Source organism: Streptomyces lacaronensis (assembly GCF_047337785.1).
GTDB lineage: Bacteria > Actinomycetota > Actinomycetes > Streptomycetales > Streptomycetaceae > Streptomyces > Streptomyces lycopersici.
The window spans coordinates 9,350,124-9,368,910 of sequence record NZ_JBLHDK010000003.1 but is presented as its reverse complement, the minus strand read 5'-3'; the positions used below and the strand labels follow the sequence as shown (position 1 = coordinate 9,368,910).

The window sequence follows — 18,787 nt, the reverse complement described above, 5'->3', positions numbered from 1 at the left end:
TGTTGCGCTTGACGGCGCCGAACAGTAACTCCCCGCTGATGCCCTGATCGCCGCGCTCGGGCCCACTGCCCAGCCCGGCCCGCTCGCGAATTGTGGACTCCAGCTCGACGCACGCCAGATCGTCTTCGACGAGCGCATGGCCACGAACATCCCGGGCGCCTTCACGATCGGAGACGTGACCACACACCCCGGCAAAATCCGGACAATGGCCGTCGGCTTCGGCGAAACCGCGAACGCCGTCAACAACCTCGCCACCGAGATACGCCCCAGCAGGACCGTCTTCCCCTGCCACTCCACTGAGCTGATGGCCACAACCCACAGCGCCTGCGCCCCAGCAGGACGACCGCTCCGGCACCGCCGGTGAATACCCCGAGCGTGTCGGCAACGTCATGCGCATTGTTGTGCGGACCTGCGCCTACCCCGCATACCGGCGAATGACGACATCGCACTTCAAAGAGCTGCAAAGACCATGTGGCACAAGGATGTGTCAACTTCAGGGAGCACTGATGACCGCCACCGATCCCGCTGCATCCACGGCGACGGAAAGCACTATCAGCGCAGACAGCCGTCCCCGCCTTCCCCTGTCGACCCGGGCCACCTATGGCCTCGGAGACTTCGCCGGCGGATTCGTGTGGAGCACGACAGTCAGTTACCTCGCCATCTTCTACACCGATGCCGTGGGTATCGGTGTAGGAGTCGTGGGCGTTCTCATGCTGGGAGCCCGCGTGTTCGACGCCCTCATCGACCCGGTGATCGGGTCGCTGGCCGAACGCACGCGGAGCCGCCACGGCAGGTTCCGCCCGTGGATCCTGTACGGCATGCTTCCCCTGGCGGGCTTCGCGGTGCTCACCTTCACCGCACCGTTCCCCGGTGACTCGGCTGCCGCCGTCGTCTACGCCGTCATCACGTACGGCATCCTCGGGATCCTGTACTCAGCGGTCAACCTGCCGTACGGTGCGCTCGCGAGTGTGATGGCAGAGACCCCGGCCGACCGTATCTCCCTCGGGACTTTCCGCTTCCTGGGCATCATGCTCAACGGGGTCCTGATCGCACTCGTGACAGTGCCCCTCGTCAGGCTCTTCAGCGGGGCGGAAGGCGGACAAACGGCGACAGTCGGCGGATACACCATCACCATGGCAGTGTTCGCGGTCATCTCCCTGCCGATGTTGTTCGCCGTGTTCAAGACCTCACGGGAGACAATCACGCCCGTCAGGCGTGAGCCGGTTTCGTTGCGAGCCACGCTGGGTGCCTTGGCAGGGAACAGGTACCTGACGGTGTTCCTCGTCTTCACGGTGCTGGCGGTGGTCGCCAACTTCGGCCGCCTTGGTGTGTTGATCTACTACTACGAGTACAACGTCGGCAACACCGCACTGATCCCGGTCCTGCTCGGCCTCACCCAGGTCTGCGGAATAGTCGGCACGCTGGTGTTCACCCGGTTCGCACAATACGTCGGCAAGCGCAACCTGCTCATGATCGGGCTCGGCGTCCAGGCCGTCGCACTCATCGCCCTGTACTTCGCTGGAGCCAACAACATCGCGGTCGTCATCGCGCTCACAGCGATCCATGGACTGGCGGGCTTCAGCCTCGTGATGACGCTCTCCATGGTCAGCGACGTGGTCGACTACGGCGAGCACAAGACCGGCATCCGAGCCGATGGTACGACCTACGCGATCTTCAGTTTCTCCATGAAATTCGCCAGCGGGATCAGCGCCACCGCCCTGGGCCTTATCGGAGCCTTCGGATACACGCCGAACGCCACGCAGACCACCGAGGCGCTGAACGGTATCAACTTCGTCGTCAACCTTCTGCCTGCGCTCGTGGGCATAGCCGCGATGCTGGTCCTGCTCGCCTACCGACTGACCGACCAGGAGGCGGCGGCGATCCGGAATGAGCTGAACGCGGCCGCAAAAGCCGCGCCAGCCGGGCAATAGACCCAGTTCCCACACAACTTCGGAGCACGAAGAAAGCCGCCGCGATGCGGTCACGGGCTGCACGCCACCGCACGGGCGCCAGCCCTGCGGGGCCTGGCCAGAACAGACCCAACTCAGAAGATGAGGACTGAGATGAAGAACGAACTCCGACTGGCCACCTTCGGAATCAGGGACGAACTGGGTCCGATGTGGCTCGACTTCCGCTCGCCGACCGGTGAGATCACGGCGATGCAGGTAGTCCACAGCCCGAAGTCGTTGTCGCTGGACCAGATTCCGCAACGCACCAAACACGGATTCGGCATGCACGCGGTCGAGCTCATGGAGCAGCAACTCACAGCCGCCACGGCGCAGGAACGCGCGGCATTGCTGGAGGCACTCGTCCGCGAGGACGTGTCGGTCGCCATGGTCGGTCTCAGCCGATGCGTGGCGGACGCGGTGGACAGCCACCGGGCCGAAGACCTGGAGTGGGCCGAGCGCCTCATCGCGATGTCCGCGGAGGCCCGGGCGGAGCAGGTCCGGGTGGTCCTCATGCCGCCGCCCATCGTCCCGCCGGTGGAACGCGCTTCCTTCGAGATCATCATCGCCACCCTGCGGCGGCTCATCTCCACTGCGAAGGCGGCGGGCGTGCGGTTGGTGATCGAGAACGACGATCCGTTCACCGCGGATCCGGCGCAACTCGTCCCTTTGCTCGACGCGGTGGGCTCCGACCTCGGCTTGGTCCTCGACACGGGCAACCTCGAGCCCGTCATGAGCGCGGTGGTCGAAGGCTTCTTGGCGGGGCGCGAACCAGGCGATCTCGCGGATGCGACCGCCGTGTACGAGGCGATCGAGGCCTTGCTGCCACGCGCCGAGGTGGTGCACGTCAAGACGTACGGATTCCATCCAGATGGCCGCTCGAAGGTGTATGACCTCGACCGGGTCCTGGCCATCATCGCCGGCAGTGGATACGAAGGCCCGCTCACCATCGAGTACGCAGGCTTTTCCGGTGCGGCCGCCGAGGATGCGATCAAGCGTACGGCCGAGCTGATCCGGGCTGCGGTCCCATCGAATGAGGTCCGCCCCATGACCAGCGAGTCCCGGGTCAGTGCCGTAGACCATCGGGAGCAGGCGTGAGCGACATCCAGATCCTCGCCGAGGCGGCGAGCTCTCAGCTCAGCGCCGACGTCGTCGTGATCGGCACCGGCGCAGGAGGCTCCGCCGCCGCCGGCGCTCTCCGCCGGCAGGGCGCAGACATCCTTATGATCGAAGCGGGCAACGCCCACAGCCAGCACGCGGGACGGCATCTACGTAACGACCTGCCGGACGACGATTTCTACAGCAAGGCCTTCGGGATGCTGGCTCCCCACGCTGGATCCGGCGAGCCAATGCGAGGTCTGCCCGGCGTCGGCGGGATCCACGCGGTCGGCGGGATGATGATCGCGTGGTCTCACGCCGTGCCACGCCCGCACGTGGACGTCGAGTGGGACGGAACCTTCCCGAAAGACGAACTCGAGAGGCACCTGGCGGATGCCGAGGCTCTCCTTGGTGCGACCGACGACCTCTACGGCTCCGGGAACCCACGGCAGCAGTGGGTGGCACAGCGGATCGCCGAGCGCCTCGTCGAAGCACCGCGGAGCACTCCGCTGGCTGCCAAACGAACCGCGGGCGGCACGGTCGAATGGTCCGGCTCCGACGCGCTCCTGTCTGCCGGGGATGATGCTGGGAAGGTCACCATCCTGAGTGGATTCGTAGCTCGGAAGGTGCGGCATCGAGATGCTCGCGGCCTCGCTGTCGAGGCTTACGACGGCAGGGGCTCCATTGTCACCGTCACCGCCGATGCGTTCGTCATTGGCGGCGGGGCCTTCGGCGGTCCCCAGCTCCTCCACGCCTCCGGACTACGCCACCCGGCTCTCGGCCGGTATTTGACCGACCACCTCAACGTCGTCCTGACCGTCCCGCTCGAGGACGGCGTGCCGCCCGCCACAGCGGACTCCCCCATCGCGCTGCACCTGCCGGTGAGCCGATCGCGCCCCTTCCACACGGGCATCCTCGACCTGCCGAGCGTCGCGCACCAAGGCTGGCTCGTCGGCGGCGATCCCCGTCGGGCGACCACCCTCGGGGCATTCGTCGGTACCGAACCGGTCGCGCACAACCGGCTCTTGTTCCACGACTCACGTACCGACGCCTTCGGACTGCCGGCGGTGGACGCCGAGGTGCACCTCACCGAGGGGGACCATGCGCGCGCTGTGCAGGCGCTCGCCTTCGAGTACGAGGTGGCGCGCACGATCGGCGATCCGTGGCGGAACACGACCGCCCTGCTGCGTCCACCGGGTTCCAGCCTCCACGTCATGGGCACGCACCGGCTGGGATCCGACGAGAACACCTCCGTCGCCGACATGTACGGGCGACTGCGCGGCAGTGACAACATCTACCTCGTCGGCAACGGTGTCCTGGGCAGCCGCAACTCGTGCAACCCGACCCTGACGACCGTCGCGCTGGCCTTGCGTGCGGCCGAGCATCTGAGTGACCGCGGCCGTTTCCGTGGCCGGACCGTGCCCGGGGCTGAGCCCGTGACCGCACGCTGACAACAACCGACAAGTCGGCTAGTGCGGGATATCGGCAGTGGTCCCCCCTGCTCAGCGCCCGATCACACCCTGCTAGGTTCCGCCGAGCCGCCGAGTAGCCAAAGGATCTGACCGCGGAACGCGCAATCAAGCATCCGCCACTCCGAGTCCCGAATGAGGACGATGAGCGCCCCGCCTGCGACGGCGCACATAGGCCTCTGCGGAGTCGAACACCGACTGCCTCCCCCTCGGCCCTTCTGCACTGCTTGCGCGGATCTCCCGCCCCTTGCTACGGTCGCGCCACTAAGAGAAACAGTGTTCCGTATCGCGATACATTCAGCATTCACCGCGAGGCACTCGCAGCAGGCGCCCAGGGGGGCGCTGCAGCCCCGCGCGAAGGAATGGGCTGTGCGGCATTGCCACGGCACGTTCCGGCCTCTCGGCGCTCTCACTTGGAGACTCCATGCGCATCGCCCGTTTCGACAATGACCGCCTCGGCCTCGTACGGGGCGGGCGAATCCTGGACGTCACTGACCAGCTCACCGACCGCCTCACCCAGGGGCCGTACAGTCTCGCCCGCCGTCTGGTCGCCGACTTCGCCACTGGCCGACCGCTGCTTGAGTCACTCGAGGCCAAAGCTGATCCGTCAACCGGACTACCGCTCGACGCTGTGCAGTTGCGGTCCCCCATACCCGACCCCACGAAGATCGTGGCCGCGCCGGTCAACTACCGCGATCACCAAGCCGAGATGAGCGAGGCCTTCCATATCAGCGCGCTCGGCTTCTTCCTCAAGTCGCCGTCCTCACTGCTTGACCCGGGCGGCACGGTCCGGCTTCCATACTCTGACCGGCGTTTCGACCACGAAGCCGAGCTCGCCCTGGTCGTCGGCCGCCGCGCCAGTCACATCGCTCCCGAGCAGGCGTTGGATCATGTCTTCGGGTACACGGGGCTCATGGACATCACCATGCGCGGCGGTGAGGACCGCTCGACACGGAAGTCCTTCGATACGTTCACGCCGCTCGGCCCCTGGCTCGTCACTCCGGACGAGTTCGGATCGCCGGACGACGTCGAGCTGGAGCTGACGGTCGACGGGGAGCCTCGGCAGAAGGCCAACACCCGGGATCTCATCTGGTCGGCCGCCCGGTTCCTGGCCTATGCCTCGACGGTCACCGTGCTCGAACCCGGCGACATCATCACCACCGGTACTCCCGCCGGTGTGGCCCCGGTCCAAGACGGTGACACCGTCGAACTGACCGTGCAGCGCATCGGCCGACTCACCGTCCAGGTCTCGGCCGAAGGAGCAGTCCCCTGCCCAACCCGGGGCTCACGGAAGGGCCCGGTGCCACCCCAGGCCCGCTGATCTCCTAGCCTGGCCCATCCCTTCGGACCAGAAGAACCGGCGTCCTCGACGGCATCGGAGTTCAGCTCCTCGACCAGGCAGTACAGCAATTGCGCGGCCTGCGGCATCGGCTCACCGGCCTGACCCTCGCCCCGGACGTCCCTGCTCTGCAAGGCTCTGCCGCCGTCCGCCTCGATCTTGGCGACGACTCGTCAGCGGCAGCTCAGTTGGAGAGGTGGTTCACCGCCGCCTGTAAGGCCGCCCGGCGCGGTACCTCGATTTGGTGGCGGCGCCCGCGACCCACTCCCCAGGCGACGAGGCTGATTGGGTGAACGGAGCTTCCCAAGTTTGGCCACGTTGCGTCCTCCGTGAGGTCGCTAGGGGCGCCCATAGCCACAAATAGAGCAATCCATAGCCCCGATGGGCCGATCAGAGGCACTCACACGCCCACGCAGGCTCCCTGATATCGCATCATGCGTGTCACCGTTCCACATCATGGAACATTTAGATATGTGATTCCTCGCTGTGTACCGATGCCGATCCCACGTCTGGTGAGCAAGTCCGCCCTGGAGGCCCTTCATGTTCATCGCCGCGGTCCTTGCCACCTGCGTGCTCGCCGTCGCCTTGCTGGGCAGCGGCTTCGCGAAACTGACCGGCAGCGCCGGCCAGGCCAAGTTGATGGCAGAAGTGGGCTTCCCGGCGGACCGAATGTGGATGCTCGGCATCTGCACCGCGGCAGCCGGCATCGGACTCTTCGCCGGACTCTTCTGGTGGCCCCTCGGCGTCGCAGCTGCGACTAGCAGCCTCGCCTCCTTCACGGGTGCACTCGTCTTCCACCTCAAGTCCCGGCGTGCTGACCAGTCGATGATCGGCGCGGTCGCCCTGTCGCTACTGTCCATCGCAGCCCTGGTCCTTCGTCTCTCGACTATCTGATCGGCACTTCAGCGCCCCCGCTTCCGTTCGATTACCGAGTCGTACGAGCGCATACCGGCGATCCGCGTCCCGTCCTCGCTGAAGTCGAGCATCATCCGCCAGAGCAACCGCACCCGATTGTCCGCCCACAGCGCTTCGACGGGGTCGATGCGCAACAGGACCTGCTGGCCGCCGAATTCGGGCGGCTTGACGTTGGCCAGCATCGCATCGAATCCCGGCTCCTTGAGCTGCGCGCGGAGCACATCGGTCGCGTGTGTGATCTCCTCGGCTTCCCGGACGAGGTAGCCGCGGCCCCTCACTTGGAGGGAGCAGCTCTGCAGGCGCTCCTCATAACCGCCCGGCGGTTCGTACGCCACTGTGTAGCTGACCCTGGGGTCCTCGAGGATCGCGGCATACTTCCGCGTGTACGTGAAGGTGTGCATGTAGATCTTCAGGCCGTCGGCTCCGTAGTGCATGAACGACGCGGCGGGACTGCCGTCACCGTCGAGCGTCGCCAGCGCGGTGACGGGCTCGTCTCGCAGCAGTTCCCTCACGGCCTTCTCGACCTCGTCAACGCTGGGCTCTTGGGCAGACACGGCTCTCCCTGAGTGGTCACGAAGCGTCTACACGGCAGTTGAATGTGTCGTCATACGGAACAGCGGCCGTAAGTGTGATACCGCAATGACAGGTTGGCAACCCATCGGGCGCGATGGAGTTCCAGCGGGCGGGCACGCGAAGCGGCCGGGCCCCGTGGAGGGTCCGGCCGTCGAGGTGGGAGGTCGCGAGGTCCCCATGTCAGCTCACGCACTCACTCAGCTCCTTCGCGATGCGCGCCACCGTCACCGCAGCCCTCTCGGTCCACCCGGCATCCGCACGAGACACGGGGGCCGTGACGGCCAGGGCGGCGCGTGGGCGGCCGCGCCGGTCCCGCACGAGCGCGCCCACCGCGCAGACGTCCGATTCGCTCTCGCCGTCGTTGATCGCATATCCGCGCGCGCGGACAGTCGCCAGTTCGGTGCACAGAGCGTCGAGTTGGCGAATCGTCCGCGAGGTCGGCGCGAGAAGCTCGCCCGGCGGATAGAGCGCGGCCAGGTCCTTGTCCGACAGTTCGGCGAGCAGCGCCTTGCCGATCGCCGTGGCGTGCGCGGGCAGGGTCCAGCCGATGCGGCTTCTCGTGCGTACGGAACGGGTGCTTTCTACGCTGCCGAGGTAGAGGACGCCGGCCCCGCGCAGGCAGGCCAGGTGGGCGGTCTTTCCGATTTCGTCGCGCAGTCGCACCAGAGCGTCCTGGGAGATCGCACGAATGTCGATGTTCGCCACGACGGACAGACCGATATCGACGAGCTTCGGGCCCGGCCTGTAGGCCCGGGACACCTCGTCCTGGTCCACGAAGCCGTGATGGCTGAGCGTCGCCAGCATCCGGTGCACGGTCGAGCGCGACAGGCCCATGTCGCGGGCCACCTGATTGACGCGGATCATCTCGTGGTCCTCGAACAGGCGCAGCAGCCGCAGCACATTGTCGACCGCCCCGATGAGCCCTGCAGGGGCGTTCGCCTTGCCCGAATCCTCGCGGGGGCCGCCTTCTCCATCCATGCGGAGCACGTTAGACGAGCGATTTCCAGTCTTGCCTCGTCTTCCATAGAGCGCCACACTACGGAACAGTGTTTCGCATGATGCGTCATAGCTGATGTCCTGGAGGAGCCGCCTTGCTTCCGCGTCCGCACTCACCCCATGCACGAGGGCCGTCTGCGTCGCTGTACCAGCCCGGCCTGGACCGAATCTGCGATCTCCTGGATCAGGAGCTGCGTCAATTCGCCTCCGGGGGCGGCAAGCGGTTCAGGATCCGGGCCGGGCGGGGCGGTCTCGATCAGACCGCTGGGCTCCTCGCCGGAGAGATCGACCTGGCTGTCGTCACACCGACCTCTGCTCTGCGTCTGCTGCACCAGTTCGGAGACCTGCAGGAGTTGTCGGGTCTGGGCGTGATCCCTCGCCCCGGGAGCCTTGTCGTCACCACCGACGCCGCGTTGCCGGTCGGTGCCGTCACCGACCTCGCCACCTGTGGGCGCCGCGTCACGGTCGCCACGGGCGCGGACGACGGAGTGAGCCTGCTCGGTTTCGCCGCCCACCGGGCGCTGCGCCTGGCCGGGGTTGGCACCGCCCACGTGGACTTCGTGTACGACGAGCACCCCTGGGCGCGGTTCGCCGAGGGCCAGGCGGACGTGGTGATCCATGACTCGATGTGGCAGAGCCCGGCCTCCACGCGGCCCGTGAAGTACCTGGCCTGGGGTGAGCGCGTCCTGCACGCCTTCAACAGGCAGGGATGGGCGACACACACGCTGCATCGCGGTCAACTCCCCGGCCTTCACGAGGACTTGGGGGCCCTGGACTTCTCCGACTTCGCGGTGCTGTGCCGCGCGGATCTGGACGACGAAATCGCTCGCCGCACGGCTTGGTTCCTGCTCCGGCAGCACGCTCTCACCGAGGCGGAGCTCACGCCGCTGCCGCTGCATCCGGGAGCCGCCCGCGCCTATGCCGCGTTCACATCCGACAACGCGCCTACGGAGATCCGATGACGCCCGAACCCGCCGGGGAACCGGCCGAGACCGAGCTTCTGATCGTCGGCGCAGGTCCCGCTGGACTCTTCGCCTGCTACTACGCGGGAATGCGCGGCCTGGACGTGACGCTCCTGGACAGCCTTCCCCACCTCGGCGGGCAGGTGGCCGCGCTCTACCCGGACAAGGAGATCTTCGACGTCGCCGGGTTCCCGGCCGTTCGTGGCCGTGAGTTGGTGGAACGGCTGACGCAGCAGGCCGAGTCAGCGTCACCGTCCGTCGTGCTGGGCGAGGGCGCCGTGGAACTGCACAGCGACGCGGACGCCGTCACGGTCACCACCGACACCGGCCGAGTCATCCATGCCGGCGCCGTGCTCGTCACTGCCGGCATCGGCCGCTTCACGCCACGACCGCTGCCCGCCCTGGAGGGATACGCCGGTGCCGGCGTGCATCACCTGGTCGCGGCGCCGAACGAGTACACCGACCGTGACGTGGTCGTCGTCGGCGGCGGCGACAGCGCAGTGGACTGGGCCAACACCCTCGCCCCGTACGCCCGTCAGGTGACCCTCGTACATCGTCGGACCCGATTCCGCGCCCATGAACACTCGGTGAACCTGCTCATGGAGTCGCCGGTGCGGATCCTGACCAACAGCGAGATCACCGAAGTGCACGGCGCCGAGTCCCTCAAGGCCGTGACCGTACGCGACTGCGGCACCCAGGACCTGGAGTTGGTCGACGCCGACGTCCTGATCCCGGCGCTCGGGCACATCGCCTCGCTGGGCGCGCTCACCAAGTGGGGGCTCGCGCTCGACCGACAACACATCCAGGTGGATACAGCTATGGCCACCAGCCGGGACCGTGTCTACGCGGCCGGAGACATCACCGCCTATCCAGGCAAGGTCCGCCTGATGGCCGTCGGGTTCGGCGAAGCCGCGACCGCCGTCAACAACATCGCCGTACGACTGCGCCCTGACGAGGACCTCTTCCCCGGCCACTCCAGCGAACGCCCACCGCCCCCGTCTCCTTCGACGCCATTCGTCCCAACTCCCTGAAGGAGGACACCTCATGGCGTACGTGATCAACGAGAAGTGCATTGGCGAACTCGACGGCTCCTGCGTCGACGTGTGCCCCGTGGACTGCATCTACGAGGGCCTCACCAAGCGCTACATCAACCCTGACGAATGCATCGACTGCGGGGCCTGCCTGCCCGAATGCCCGGTCGACGCCATCGCCGCCCCCGGCCCGAAGGCCGACCCCGCCTGGGCGGCGGACAACGTCGCCTTCTTCGCGACGGTGCTGCCCGGCAAGGACGCCCCGCTCGAAAGCCCCGGCGGCGCCTACGGCACCGGCCCCATCGGCGTGGACACCCCGTTCGTCGCCGAGTGGAGCAAGCAGTGACGTTGCGACCGGAGCAAGGAGAATGACTGTGCAACACATACCGCTGCTCATCATCGGAGGCGGCATCGGCGGCATGGCCGCCGGTCTGGCCCTCGCGCAGGCGGGCTACGACGCCCACATCGTCGAGCAGGCACCGGAGTTCAGTGAGATCGGCGCCGGCATCCAACTCGCGCCGAACGCCCTGCGCGTCCTCGACTCCCTCGGTGTGCTCGGGGCAGTGCATGAGGTGGCGGTACGCCCGCGCAACCTGGTGTTCCTGCACGCCGATACCGGCCGGCACCTGACGACCATCGACTTCGGTGCCGCGTTCCGCGAGCGCTACGGACAGCCGTACAGCGTGCTGCACCGCGGCGACTTGCTCGACGTACTGCTCGCCGCCTGCCGCGAGCACCCCCAAGTGACCCTGGAGAACAACCGCCAGGTCGTCGCCGTCGAGGACCACACCTCGAGCGCCGTGGTGCGGTTCGCCGACGGCGACACCTATCGGACCGATGCCCTGATCGGCGCAGACGGGCTGTGGTCCCGCACTCGGGGGCTCCTCTCCGACGACCGGCCGATCACGGACACGTACGTCGCCTATCGCGGCGCGCTGCCGATGAGCGAGATCACCCTGCCCGTGGAGCCGGACGACGAGATCATCTGGATCGGACCGCACAAGCACCTGGTCCAGTACCCGATCAGGCGCGGCGAGCTCTACAACCAGGTCGCCGTCTTCCGCAGCCCGCGCTACACCCCCGAGCTCGAAGCCACCGACCAATGGGGACTGCCGGACGAACTCGACCAGGCCTTCGCCGACTCCTGCGATCAAGTCCGGGCATCCATAGGGATGTTCAACAAGGACCGGCGCTGGGTCATGTACGACCGGGAGCCGCTGGCCAACTGGACGCGTGGCCGCATCACCCTGCTCGGCGACGCAGCGCACCCCATGGTCCAGTACCTCGCGCAGGGCGCCTGCCAGGCCATCGAGGACGCCGAGTGCCTGGCCCGTCAGATGGCCAAGCACAGCGGCGACGTCGACGAGGCGTTCTCCGCGTACCAGGCGGAACGCATCCCGCGCACCTCACTCGTGCAGCGCGTCGCGCGTGGCTGGGGCCAGGTCTGGCACGACGACGGCGAGGTGATCCCGGCCCTGCGTGACCGCGTGTTCGGGCGGCGCAGCCCCGACAACTACACCGATCTGGACTGGCTGTATCAGCCGTTCACCGGCTGATGACCTACCAGGAGCAGACAAGGAGTCTGATGAAGGAAGAGATCGACGACACCGTACGGGCCAGCCGCGCCCTGGCCGCTGCCGGTCTGACCGACATGGTGTGGGGCCACGCGGCGATCCGCGACCCGGACAGCGACGGCGTCTGGATGAAAGCCGCCGGCTGGGGCTTTGAGGAGATCGACGAGGGGCGCGTGCTACTCGTCGGCCGTGACGGCGAAGTCCTGCACGGCGAAGGCAAACGGCACATCGAGTACCCGATCCATACGGAGATCATGGCGCGGCGTCCGGACGTCGGCTGCGTCGTGCACACGCACGCGCCCGCCCTGAGCGCCTTCGCCTCCCTCGACGTGCCCCTGCGGCCAATCTCCCACGACGGCGTGCTGTTCTGCGAGCCTCAGGTGCCGCGCTTCACCGGTACCGGCGCGCTCATCGCGACCCCCGAACTTGGTGCGGCGCTCGCCGAGACGCTCGGCGACGGCACTGCTTGCCTGATGCCGCAGCACGGGGCCGTCACCGCGGGACCGGATGCCGCGGCCGCCGTGATGTACGCCGTGCTGCTCGAACGAGCCTGCCGTACGCAGCTCATGGCCATGGCCGCCGGAGGACCGAAGGTGTGGTCCGACGACGAGGAAGCGGTCTTCAAACGCGATCAGGTCTGGAATCCCACTCAGCGCGACGCCGGCTGGAACTACCTGCAGCGGCTGTCGGAAAGGACTGCCCGATGACAGGAGCACCCACGGCGGAGACAGAACTCACCGCCGCCGAGAAGCAGCTGTACGAGGACTTCGACAAGTTCGGCCTGATGCCGCTGTGGACCCAGCGCGAAGGCCTCATGCCGCTCACGCCCAACCCGCAGGCAGTTCCTCACATCTGGCACTGGGGCGACCTCTACCCCCTGGCGGCCCGCGCGGGCGACCTCATCCCGGTCGGGCGCGGCGGCGAGCGGCGGGCTATTTCGATGGCCAACCCGGGCCTGCCCGGGCTCCCGTATGCGACGCCCACCTTGTGGGCGGCGATCCAATACCTCGGTCCGAACGAGGTGGCGCCCGCGCACCGGCACAGCCAGAACGCCTTCCGCTTCGTCCTGGAGGGCGAGGGCGTGTGGACCGTAGTCAACGGCGATCCCGTGGCGATGCGCCGAGGCGACCTTCTGCTCACACCGGGCTGGCACTTCCACGGCCACCACAACCCGCACGCCCGGCCGATGGCCTGGCTGGACGGTCTGGACGTGCCGTTCGCCACGTCCCTCGACTCAGGCTTCTTCGAGTTCGGCGAGGACGGGGTGAGTGACCGGTCCACTCCACACCGCTCACGCTCGGAGCGCCTGTGGGGCCACGCCGGCCTGCGCCCGGTCTCGGCGACGGAGCAGGACTCCCCCAACTCTCCACTGGCGGCCTACCGTTGGGAACACACGGACGCGGCCCTCACCGCGCAGCTCGAAGTCGCCGCCGAAGGATTCCCGGGTGCCGTGGAGCCCGGTCACGCCGCGGTGCGCTTCACCAACCCGACCACCGGGTCCGACGCGCTGCCGACGATACGAACCGAAATGCACCGCGTCGCGGCCGGCCAGCGGACCGCGGCCGTACGTGAGACCGGCTCCAGTGTGTGGCAGGTCTTCGACGGCGCCGGGGCGATCACCCTTGATGGCCGCCGGACCGAGCTCGTCCGCGGTGACGTGATCGCCGTGCCGTCCTGGTGCGAGCTCGCCATCGAGGCCCGTACCGACCTTGACCTGTTCCGATTCAGTGACGCCCCGATCTTCGAACGCCTCAACCTCGCGCGCAGGGAGCACTCGTGAAGCTCGCCACCATCCGAACCGCCGCAGGCACCGCTGCCGTCCGCATCGACGCCGCCCACGCGGTGGAGACCGGGCACGCGGATGTCGGCGCGCTGCTCGCCGAGCCCGGCTGGCGTGAGCTCGCCGCTGATGCCGACGGCCTCCGGCACACCGTGGCCGGACTCGACTACGCGCCGGTCGTCCCCCGCCCCCAGAAGATCTTCTGCGTCGGACTCAACTACCGTTCCCACATCATGGAGATGGGCCGGGAGATCCCCCAATACCCCACTCTCTTCGCCAAGTTCCCCGCCGTTCTCGTCGGCGCATACGACGACATCGTGCTGCCCGCGGCTTCACAGGCCATGGACTGGGAGGGCGAGATGGCGGTCGTCATCGGAGCCCGGGCCCGCAACGTCTCCGCCGGGGAGGCCGCCGACCACATCGCCGGGTACTCGGTGCTCAACGACGTCACGGCCCGGGACTGGCAGTACCGCACCAAGGAATGGCTGCAGGGCAAGAACTTCGAGGCCACCACACCGTTCGGGCCGGTCCTCGTGACCTCGGACGAGGCGGGCGACGGTGCTCGACGGCTCAGCACCGAGGTCGACGGTGAGACGGTGCAGCAGGCCGACACCGGTGACCTGGTCTTCGACGCCGCATCACTGGTCTCGTACCTCTCGACGATCATCACCCTCGAACCCGGGGACGTCATCGCCACCGGGACTCCTGGAGGTGTGGGCCACGCCCGCACCCCCAAGCGGTACCTCGGCGACGGCACGGTCCTCACCACCCGCATCGAAGGCCTCGGCCAGTGCCGCAACCACTGCGTCCAGGAGAAGCCCCATGACGCCTGAGCCCGCGCCTCGCCCGCAGCTGCTGCGATGGCTCGACGAGGGCACGAGCGTGCTGCGTACAGAACTCGGTAAGGCCGACGCGGCATGGGTGACCGGCCCCTCCACCCTCCCCGGCTGGACCACGGCTCACCTGCTGACGCACCTGGCACGCAACGCCGAAGCCCTGAACAACCTGGCCACATGGGCCGCCACCGGCGTGGAGACCCCCATGTATCCGCACGGCATCGAAGGGCGCCTGGCCGACATCGAGCAAGGCGCTCACCGGTCACCAGAGGTGATCCTCAAAGACGTCCACGACACGGCGATCCGCCTCCAGCGGTCCCTGGACGAGTTGCCGGACAGCGCGTGGTCCCGCAAGGTCCGCACCGCCCAGGGCCGACTCGTACCCGCCTCCCTCATCCCCTGGCTCCGGATCAGGGAAGTGTGGATCCACCTTGTCGACCTGGACACCGGCATCACCTTCGCCGCGCTGCCCGACGACCTGGCCACCACGCTGCTGCCCGACGTCATCGCCACCCTGGCCGGACGCGAGGACTGCCCGCCCTTGGTCATACGTTCACGCGCAGGAGGTCCCACCCTCACGACCGCGCCTGCCGGCGCTTCCGGGCAAGCCACCGAAGTGGAGGGAACCACCGCGGATTTGCTGGGCTGGATCACCGGCCGAGCACCCGGTGACCACCTCACCTGCTCACCACCAGCCCTGCCCAAACTGCCCGCCTGGCTCTGACGGTCCCTCCTGGCCACCGGAACGCACGGAGTACACCATGAAGATCACCCATTACGGACACGCCTGCGTGCTCGTCGAAATCGAGCGGGACGGCAACACCGTCCGGCTGCTTCTCGACCCCGGCACGTACTCGACGGATTTCGAGGATGTACGCGATCTCGATGCCGTACTAATCACCCACGAGCACCCCGACCACCTCGACGTCAGCCGCCTCGGACCGCTCCTGGCGAACAATTCCACGGCCCGGGTGATCGTGGACCCTGGCAGCAGCAAGGTACTGCGGGAGAGCGGGCTGCAACACGAGACCGTCTCCAAGGGGGACACTGTCGTCCTCGGCGGACTGAACGTGCAGGTGCTCGCCGGCGACCACGAGGTCATTCACCCGCGGATCCCCTGCGTACACAACAACGGCTACCTAATCGACGGTCAGGTCCTTCACCCCGGGGACGCCTTCGCCGTCCCACCGCAGCCGGTGAGCGTGTTGCTGCTGCCGACCGGCGGGCCATGGATGAAGGTGAGCGAGGCGATCGACTACCTGCAGGCCGTGGCCCCGGATACTGCCATCCCCATCCACCAGGCGGGCCTCGCCGCGGTTCACCAGCAGCTGCACCTGCACCTGTTCCGCAATCTCGCACCCGCGCAGTGCACTGTGCAGGTGCTCGATCACGGCACGCCGACCACCATCTGACACCCGGCCCCGACAACGACGTTTCTCCTCCGGACCACGTGGGTTCGGAGAAGAAGCGTCGGTGCGCTCAGATGCCAGGTACTCAAGCGTCCGGCTCGCAGCGGTGGCACATGTGGCGCTCGGCAGGTTCGCGTAGATGGCTCAGAGCGCGTCGAGGTAGTCGGCGAGCGCATGCTGTCGCGAGGGGTGCTTCAGCTTGGACATCGTCCTGGCCTCGATCTGGCGGATCCGTTCTCGGGACACGCCGTACCGGGATCCCGCACCTGCGCTTGCCGAGAATGTCATCCTCCCTGGTCGGAGGCCTGCACCGGACCCCACACTCGCCAGCCGCGGTCGCTCGAGTCGGCGCTCTCGCGTAGCCGGTGGTCCACGCGTCATGATGATCGATCGTGCTGCTACGACTGGCCTACCTCGGTGTGACGAATACCTTCGCGGTGCTGCGTTTGCTGCCGATGAGTGGCCGGGACAAGGATGTAGAGATCCTGGCCCTGCGCCATCAGATCGCGGTCCTGGAACGCCAACTCGGCAAGGGCAAAGTCCGGTTCAGCTCAAGCGACCGGGCGTTCCTGGCGGCGCTGCTGCACCGGCTGCCGTTACCCGCCCTGCGGCGGGTGCGGCTGCTCGTGCGTCCTGACACGGTGCTGCGCTGGCATCGCGACCTCGCCAGGCGCCGGCATGCCGCCTTATCCCGGCCCAACCGACCCGGCCGACCTCGTACGGTGCGCTCTATCCGGATTCTGGTACTGCGTCTGGCGAGGGAGAATCCAAACTGGGGCTACAGGCGTCTGCACGGTGAGCTGCTCGTGCTCGGCGTGAAGGTGTCCGCCTCGACCGTCTGGAAGATCCTCAAGGACGCGGGCGTCGATCCAGCGCCCGACCGGATTTCCAGCACGTGGGCCGACTTCCTGCGCTCCCAAGCCGACGCCCTCCTGGCCTGCGACTTCTTCGAGACGGTCACCGTGTCCGGCACGCGGATGTACGTACTCGCGGTAATCGAACACAGCAGTCGCCGCCTCCGGATCCTGGGCGCCACCGCACACCCGACCACCTCCTGGGTAACACAAGCTGCGAAGAACCTGGTCATGGACCTCGAAGACGTCGGCTGCCGGGCGCGATTCATGATCCGCGATCGGGACGGGAAGTTCCCCGCCCTGTTCGATGGCGTCCTCGCGGAAGCGGGGAGCACAGTCGTTCTCAGCGGCATCCAGATGCCGAGAATGAACTCGGTCATGGAAAGGTGGGTGCAGACCTGCAGACACGAACTCCTGGACCGGACCTTGATCTGGAACCAGCGGCACCTCCTCCACGCCCTGCGAGAGTTCGAGCAGTTCTACAACTTCCACCGACCACACCAAGGCATCGCGAACGCCCGACCGCTACACCCACTGCCCACACCGATCAACGATCCAGACAAGTTGAGCCGCCTGGACATACGCCGCCACGACCACCTCGGCGGCATCCTCCACGAATACAAGCATGCCGCGTGACCTGCACGGATGAAGTATTCGGCAAGCACACCCCGCCGAACCCGAAAAACGAGGTCGCGCAGGTGACCCCCAGCACGGGTTCCGTTATGTCCAGCGGCCATCCGCCCCAACCCGCATTGACGGCATCGATGTCCGCCATCGGCTTTATTGGGTTCCTTCGGTGTACGGGTGACACCACAATGTCTTCCACATCGACGTGACAAGGACGTCGGGTGGCTATCGCAATGCCGGGTACGGCATTGCGCGCCCGCTTACCATGCCACCGGGATGCGCTTTCGACCCGGAACGTGTGTGTCGGGTACCGCACGGCAGGTACCGGTGGACGCGTTCTCCTGATGAGCCGCAGGAGAAAACCAACGCCATGAGCAACAGCCCACTACTCGACAGCCACGCTGACGGGGACGCCGCGCATGTGTCCGAAATCAGCGACGGCGTCTTCGCCTACGTGCAGCCGGACGGGACCTGGTGGATCAACAACACCGGTTTCGTCGTTGCAGGCGACCGGGTTGTCGCAATCGATTCCTGCGCCACCGAAAAACGCAGCAGGAGGCTGCACGCCACGATCGACAAGCTCACCAAAAAGCCGGTCCGAACGCTTATCAATACCCACCATCACGGAGACCATACGCACGGTAATTACGTTTTCAGCGAAGCGACCGTAGTCGCGCACGAGGAATGCCGCAAGGCATTGATCAACGAAGGGCCGCCGGAAACGGCCCCTGTGGCGGGCAGCGGGACGTGGGGTGAGCGGGAATGGGGCGCGGTCCGTCTGGCCCCGCCCTTCGTCACGTTCACCGAGAGTGTGAACGTGTACGCCGACGACTTGCTGTGCGAGGTCCGGCATCTGGGCATGCCCGCTCACACGACCAACGACGCCGTGGTGTGGATTCCCGAGCGCAAGGTCCTCTTTGCCGGGGACCTTCTGTTCAATGGCGGGACGCCGTTCTTGCTGGCCGGTTCCCTGCACGGTGCGCTCGAGGTGGTCGAGATGCTCAAGCGGTTCAGCGCCGATGTGATCGTGCCCGGCCACGGTCCGGTCGGCGGGCCGGAGATCATCGATGAGGTACTGGACTACCTGCGCTTTGTGCGGGAAGTCGCGCAAAGCGCCCACGCTGCCGGGCTGACGCCTCTGCAAGCAGCGCGTGAAACCGACCTGGGCCGGTTTGCCGCCCTGAGCGACAGCGAACGCCTGGTCGGCAATCTTCATCGCGCCTATGCCGAGCTCGACGGCGGCCCGATGGGTGGCCCTCTCGATGTCCGTGCCGCCCTGCACGACATGGTCGCCTACAACGGTGGCCGCCCTCTGACGTGCCTGGCCTGACTGGACGGGCCCGCGGCACCCGGCGGCTTCCGTACTCCGCGGCGGGCC

The 18,787-nt window shown here is 67.2% G+C and carries 19 protein-coding genes and 1 pseudogene; 17 read left to right on the top strand and 3 right to left on the bottom strand.

All coding sequences use genetic code 11. From position 1 onward, the window contains the following. Positions 1–43: 43 nt before the first annotated feature. The 6 genes from ACMTAK_RS40740 (at position 44) to ACMTAK_RS40715 (ending at position 6,746) form a co-directional block, all read left to right on the top strand. Positions 44–364, top strand: coding sequence for an FAD-dependent oxidoreductase (locus tag ACMTAK_RS40740; RefSeq protein ID WP_413813149.1), 321 nt, complete (start codon positions 44–46; stop codon positions 362–364). Between the two features lie 142 nt (positions 365–506). Then, positions 507–1,931: an MFS transporter gene (locus ACMTAK_RS40735; RefSeq protein ID WP_413810787.1), complete on the top strand. Its 1,425-nt coding sequence runs from the start codon at positions 507–509 to the stop codon at positions 1,929–1,931. A 186-nt stretch (positions 1,932–2,117) separates the two neighbouring features. Further along, positions 2,118–3,044 carry a sugar phosphate isomerase/epimerase family protein gene (locus ACMTAK_RS40730; RefSeq protein WP_413810786.1) on the top strand — a complete coding sequence of 309 codons (927 nt, stop codon included), beginning with the start codon at positions 2,118–2,120 and terminating at the stop codon, positions 3,042–3,044. Continuing rightward, positions 3,041–4,495, top strand: a complete 1,455-nt coding sequence (locus ACMTAK_RS40725; RefSeq protein WP_413810785.1) for a GMC oxidoreductase — start codon at positions 3,041–3,043, stop codon at positions 4,493–4,495. The genes ACMTAK_RS40730 and ACMTAK_RS40725 overlap by 4 nt, the downstream gene beginning before the upstream one ends. A gap of 442 nt (positions 4,496–4,937) precedes the next feature. Beyond that, on the top strand, positions 4,938–5,834 hold the full coding sequence (locus tag ACMTAK_RS40720; protein WP_413810784.1) for a fumarylacetoacetate hydrolase family protein: 897 nt from the start codon (positions 4,938–4,940) through the stop codon (positions 5,832–5,834). 558 nt (positions 5,835–6,392) lie between these two features. Beyond that, complete coding sequence (locus ACMTAK_RS40715; protein ID WP_413810783.1) at positions 6,393–6,746, top strand: DoxX family protein; 354 nt, start codon at positions 6,393–6,395, stop codon at positions 6,744–6,746. An 8-nt stretch (positions 6,747–6,754) separates the two neighbouring features. Here ACMTAK_RS40715 and ACMTAK_RS40710 read toward each other — a convergent pair whose 3' ends face one another. Then, complete coding sequence (locus tag ACMTAK_RS40710) at positions 6,755–7,321, bottom strand: pyridoxamine 5'-phosphate oxidase family protein (RefSeq protein ID WP_413810782.1); 567 nt, start codon at positions 7,319–7,321, stop codon at positions 6,755–6,757. A gap of 199 nt (positions 7,322–7,520) precedes the next feature. Then, positions 7,521–8,318 (bottom strand): IclR family transcriptional regulator, encoded by a 798-nt coding sequence (locus tag ACMTAK_RS40705; protein ID WP_413810781.1) that lies wholly within the window; start codon positions 8,316–8,318, stop codon positions 7,521–7,523. 113 nt (positions 8,319–8,431) lie between these two features. On the opposite strand from ACMTAK_RS40705, the gene ACMTAK_RS40700 reads away from it, so the two are divergent. From ACMTAK_RS40700 to ACMTAK_RS40660, 9 genes are read left to right on the top strand one after another with little or no spacing between them, the layout of a single operon-like run. Further along, a complete protein-coding gene (locus ACMTAK_RS40700; protein ID WP_413810780.1) occupies positions 8,432–9,298 on the top strand; it encodes a TAXI family TRAP transporter solute-binding subunit in 867 nt (288 codons plus the stop codon). Beyond that, complete coding sequence (locus ACMTAK_RS40695) at positions 9,295–10,329, top strand: NAD(P)/FAD-dependent oxidoreductase (RefSeq protein WP_413810779.1); 1,035 nt, start codon at positions 9,295–9,297, stop codon at positions 10,327–10,329. Before ACMTAK_RS40700 ends, ACMTAK_RS40695 begins: the two co-directional genes overlap by 4 nt. A gap of 13 nt (positions 10,330–10,342) precedes the next feature. After that, positions 10,343–10,675 carry an indolepyruvate ferredoxin oxidoreductase subunit alpha gene (locus tag ACMTAK_RS40690; RefSeq protein WP_413810778.1) on the top strand — a complete coding sequence of 111 codons (333 nt, stop codon included), beginning with the start codon at positions 10,343–10,345 and terminating at the stop codon, positions 10,673–10,675. Positions 10,676–10,703: 28 nt separating this feature from the next. After that, positions 10,704–11,885 (top strand): FAD-dependent monooxygenase, encoded by a 1,182-nt coding sequence (locus tag ACMTAK_RS40685; protein ID WP_413810777.1) that lies wholly within the window; start codon positions 10,704–10,706, stop codon positions 11,883–11,885. Between the two features lie 29 nt (positions 11,886–11,914). Next, entirely contained in the window at positions 11,915–12,610 is a 696-nt protein-coding gene (locus tag ACMTAK_RS40680) for a class II aldolase/adducin family protein (protein WP_413810776.1), read from the top strand. Further along, the gene (locus ACMTAK_RS40675) at positions 12,607–13,683 is read left to right on the top strand and encodes a cupin domain-containing protein (protein WP_413810775.1); all 1,077 of its coding nucleotides are present in this window, start codon (positions 12,607–12,609) and stop codon (positions 13,681–13,683) included. The genes ACMTAK_RS40680 and ACMTAK_RS40675 overlap by 4 nt, the downstream gene beginning before the upstream one ends. Then, positions 13,680–14,516 carry a fumarylacetoacetate hydrolase family protein gene (locus ACMTAK_RS40670; protein ID WP_413810774.1) on the top strand — a complete coding sequence of 279 codons (837 nt, stop codon included), beginning with the start codon at positions 13,680–13,682 and terminating at the stop codon, positions 14,514–14,516. The genes ACMTAK_RS40675 and ACMTAK_RS40670 overlap by 4 nt, the downstream gene beginning before the upstream one ends. Further along, positions 14,506–15,243 carry a maleylpyruvate isomerase family mycothiol-dependent enzyme gene (locus ACMTAK_RS40665; protein WP_413810773.1) on the top strand — a complete coding sequence of 246 codons (738 nt, stop codon included), beginning with the start codon at positions 14,506–14,508 and terminating at the stop codon, positions 15,241–15,243. Before ACMTAK_RS40670 ends, ACMTAK_RS40665 begins: the two co-directional genes overlap by 11 nt. Positions 15,244–15,280: 37 nt before the next feature. Next, on the top strand, positions 15,281–15,931 hold the full coding sequence (locus ACMTAK_RS40660; protein ID WP_413810772.1) for an MBL fold metallo-hydrolase: 651 nt from the start codon (positions 15,281–15,283) through the stop codon (positions 15,929–15,931). Positions 15,932–16,072: 141 nt separating this feature from the next. Here the strand turns inward: ACMTAK_RS40660 and ACMTAK_RS40655 are convergent. Then, positions 16,073–16,189, bottom strand: a pseudogene (locus tag ACMTAK_RS40655) (sigma factor-like helix-turn-helix DNA-binding protein); the annotation flags it as partial. A gap of 131 nt (positions 16,190–16,320) precedes the next feature. Here ACMTAK_RS40655 and ACMTAK_RS40650 point away from each other — a divergent pair. Together ACMTAK_RS40650 and ACMTAK_RS40645 are read left to right on the top strand one after the other, a co-directional pair. Beyond that, complete coding sequence (locus tag ACMTAK_RS40650) at positions 16,321–17,418, top strand: helix-turn-helix domain-containing protein (RefSeq protein WP_413810771.1); 1,098 nt, start codon at positions 16,321–16,323, stop codon at positions 17,416–17,418. A 361-nt stretch (positions 17,419–17,779) separates the two neighbouring features. Continuing rightward, positions 17,780–18,739 (top strand): MBL fold metallo-hydrolase, encoded by a 960-nt coding sequence (locus tag ACMTAK_RS40645; protein WP_413810770.1) that lies wholly within the window; start codon positions 17,780–17,782, stop codon positions 18,737–18,739. Positions 18,740–18,787: the final 48 nt, after the last annotated feature.